Genomic DNA, 1,222 nt, shown 5'->3' on the forward strand with positions numbered 1-1,222 from the left:
GTCTTCGAATAATTTGAAGAGCAGTTGCGGGATGCGAGTGACGGGTAAACGAGTAGCGAAGAGATTAAGAGCGAGGAGAAGAAGATGGTTGTTGTGCTTTTAGCTCCTCCCCTTTATCACGACTGTTACTTGGCAGAAAATATCAATATAAGGGGAGGCTGGGAGGGGTTGGTTAGGCATTAGCTAGCAACCCCCTCTAACTCCCCCTTCTATTAACACCATCACTCACAATAGTCCGGTGTTCAAGGGGGAGGACCAAAAGCTAAGTCTTCGAATAATTTGAAGATCAGTTGCGGGATTCGAGTAAGCGAGATGCGAAGAGACTAAAAGCGGATTCCAGATACTTCGTTCCTCGCCTCTAAAGCAACAGAATGGCAGAATGACGGAGTCGTGAGATTATTCACTTAATAAAAGTAGTCGTCATTCCCTACAGTGAGGGACGAACGTGATAGGGAATCTAATTCAACGGATAAATGGCGGAGCAGAGGGCTCGCTAAGGTTGTCGAACCATAAGGTTATACAGTCAAAGGTTATACATGCGGTCAAAGCCAATCAATAAACCAAGGAGCAGTATGACATTGTTCGGAAGAATATTCGGGAGCCAGTCTTCGATTAGCAAGGGGTTAGATGCACTCACCAACACAGGAGATGCGATGTTTTTTACTGATGAAGAAAAAGCGAAGCACAAGCTGGCACTGCTTAAAGCGTATGAACCTTTTAAGTTGGTACAGCGCTACATTGTGTTGTTGTTCACCATTCCTTATGTGGCACTGCATGTGATGGTGATTCTTGGCTGCATGCACGGCTACGATTGGAAACCATTAGGGGAAATGACCAATGAAGCGTTTGGTTATCCGGTGTTAGCGGCAATTGGATTGTATTTAACGGGTGGCGTGGTGAAGAAGTAGAAAAGCAGATTCGAGTAGCGGGTAAACGAGATGCGAAGAGCTTAAAAAGCAGATGCGAGTGACGGGTATCGAGATGCGAGGAGATTAAGAGCGGATTCGAGTGGCGGGTAGACGGGATGCGAGGAGATTAAGAGCGGATTCGAGTGGCGGGTAGACGGGATGCGAGGAGATTAAGAGCAGAGGTGAAGAGCGAGGACAAGAATATGATAGTGGTGCTTTTAGCTCCTCCCCTTTATCACGACTGTTACTTGGCAGAAAATATCAATATAAGGGGAGGCTGGGAGGGGTTGATTAGCAGGGCAAGATCATGAAAA

1 protein-coding gene is annotated in these 1,222 nt (G+C 46.5%); it reads left to right on the forward strand.

Features of this window, described 5'->3' with window-relative positions:
* The first annotated feature begins 572 nt into the window (after positions 1–572).
* A complete protein-coding gene (locus AB4482_RS22715) occupies positions 573–908 on the forward strand; it encodes a hypothetical protein (protein WP_004733275.1) in 336 nt (111 codons plus the stop codon).
* Positions 909–1,222 lie beyond the last annotated feature (314 nt).

It is taken from the genome of Vibrio sp. 10N.222.55.C7 (assembly GCF_041473335.1).
GTDB lineage: Bacteria > Pseudomonadota > Gammaproteobacteria > Enterobacterales > Vibrionaceae > Vibrio > Vibrio crassostreae_C.